Here is a 2,439-nt window from a genome sequence, read left to right on the forward strand (position 1 = left end):
CGTTATTCAGTGTCTGGCATGACACCACCCACCCGAAGTTTTGTGGTGGGGTGTGGTTGGTGCCTGGTTTTTGTCGGTGGTGTTAGCGGTGGGGTCACGCCCGGTCCCATTCCGAACCCGGAAGCTAAGTCCACCAGCGCCGATGGTACTGCACTCGGGAGGGTGTGGGAGAGTAGGTCGCCGCCGGCATAAATAATTGTTGGTGGGTCGTGGTTGCTATTTCCCCGTGTGTGGGGTGGTGGCCGCGGCCCGCTTTTGTTTTACCCACAAGTAAACAACATTCAATCGATAGATGTCGTAGCTTATGTCTCGGTGATAGCCATTGATTTTGCTTGGTTGTGGGTATTTGGAAGGGGCCCGGTGCGCAGTAGACCGGTCGCGGAGGCTCCTCGAATTCTGGCTCTTAGCTTGGTGGCGTGTGCGATTCATCCATTGCACTTCTGTGACTATCACCGCCACTCATCCCTACATACTGATACCCCAGTCCAATTGAGGCTTTATTACCAAGCTGTCCAAATAGGGAGACATACGCTTACTTAGTAGTCAGCTCTGATCTTCGACTCGTACCTACGAGATGCTGTGGCGGCGTCCTCGATCACGCCAAAAGAAAATCCCGTATAGGTGAGGTATTGCCTGCGCCCATACGGGAGGGTGTCGTATTTAGTTAAGTTAGCCCTGTCTGGGATTAAGCTATGCAGTCGCGCTAATCAAAGTACCGAGGTTAGTTATTACTGCTCGGCTTAGCCGACGGGACGTCTCCGTAGCCGTCGTGGTCCTTATCTTCAGAGTTAATACCTCCGCGGAAGGTGTCGTGAGCACTCGGAGTAACGGCGTGCGGTGCACGGTCGGCGGTGTTGAACAAAAGATTCAAGATGATAGCAGCGACGGAACCTACGCAGATACCTGAAGCCATAAACGTTTGCGCCCATGCCGGTAGTCCGGAGAATAGTTCGGGCGATACAGCAGGAAGTAATGCCAATGCCAACGGAATACCCACGACAATCACGTTGGATTCAGTGAACGTAACCTTGGATAGAGTGCGGACGCCCGATGCTGCGACCATACCGAACAAGGCGATACCGGCACCTCCCAAAACTGGAGCTGGGATAGCGGCAACGAGAGCGGCCGTCTTTGGAATCAAACCCAGGATCAGCAGCATTCCACCTGCAGCTGCGGTAACCCATCGGGAACGTACGCCCGTGATGGATAGGACGCCAATGTTCTGGGCAAACGCCGTGTATTGGAAGGTATTGAAAATACCGCCAATTACGGTCGCAGCACCGTCGGCACGCAGTGTGTCGGCAATACGGTGATTATCAATCTCGGATTCGGTAATCTCGCCGATTGCAAGTACGTCGCCAGTCGCTTCGACCATAGTCACAAGCGAAACAATGCACATGGCAAATACAGCCGAGAGGACGAATTCAGGCATGCCAAAGTAGAATGGATGCGTCAACCCGAAGACTGGTGAGTCCTTAGTTCCAGACCAATCCACCATTCCCAATGGAATGCATAGCAGCAATCCGGAGATCATGCCCACTAGAACGGCAATGCGGGCGAGCCATTCTGGTGCCCATCGCTCAATACTGAGAATTAAGACCAACACAAACGCAGCTACTGCCAAGTTTTGAGGTGCGCCGAAATCTGGAGTGTCCTTGACTTCAGCACCGCCACCAACCCAGTCGGCTGCGACTGGCATAAGCGTCGTGCCGATAATCAATAGCACCGTGCCAGTGACCAACGGCGGAAATAGGCGTAGAAGCGACGCAAAAAGCGGTGCAAAGAGCATCATGAAAATGCCCGATGCAATCACCGAACCGTAGATTGCGGGTACGCCGTATTGCGATCCGATAGTAACCATCGGAATCGCGGCAGAGAAGGTACAGCCCTGAATCAGTGGTAGTCGCACACCAAATCGCCAAATACCCACCGACTGTACGATGGTGGCGATGCCTGCAACAAACAGGTCCGCAGCAATTAGGTGCGGAATATCGGACGGGGACATACGCCCGGCATCCACAAGTGCCCAGCCCACGAAAAGCGGGACTGCCACCGCGCCTGCATACGCGGCGAGCACATGTTGAAAGCCGAGTACAAGCAGTTTCACATGGCCCGGATACTCATCGACCGGATGAACCGTCTGAGTATCGGTCTTCGTTGATGTAGTCACAGTTCGACTTTAGTTCCCTAGTCCAGGTTTTCCTCACTGGAGCTTTCTATTGGGGTGGTTTCGCTCCATCTCGCTTTACGACGAGGCCATCGGGTCACGTCACTTTGCTGAGATAACTCGTGAGTGTGCGTGGGAAGCCGCTGAACGAATGCATTGCGGAACAGCTTTAAGTGAGACTCTAGGGTTATGGTTTTCTATTAGCTCGGAAATACACTAGAAAGGCGTTGTGACCTGGGGGTTCGCTTTATGTGTGAAGTGTGTGTAATGTA

At 53.3% G+C, this 2,439-nt stretch carries 1 protein-coding gene and 1 rRNA gene; one reads left to right on the top strand and one right to left on the bottom strand.

Annotated features, from left to right (window positions below; genetic code table 11):
• Positions 1 to 72: 72 nt before the first annotated feature.
• Positions 73 to 189 (top strand): 5S ribosomal RNA (gene rrf / locus HMPREF2849_RS04720).
• Between the two features lie 532 nt (positions 190 to 721).
• Here rrf and HMPREF2849_RS04725 read toward each other — a convergent pair.
• Positions 722 to 2,170: a nucleobase:cation symporter-2 family protein gene (locus HMPREF2849_RS04725; RefSeq protein ID WP_070429049.1), complete on the bottom strand. Its 1,449-nt coding sequence runs from the start codon at positions 2,168 to 2,170 to the stop codon at positions 722 to 724.
• Positions 2,171 to 2,439: the final 269 nt, after the last annotated feature.

The sequence above is a fragment of the Corynebacterium sp. HMSC073B01 genome (assembly GCF_001838255.1).
GTDB classification, from domain to species: Bacteria; Actinomycetota; Actinomycetes; order Mycobacteriales; family Mycobacteriaceae; genus Corynebacterium; species Corynebacterium jeikeium_D.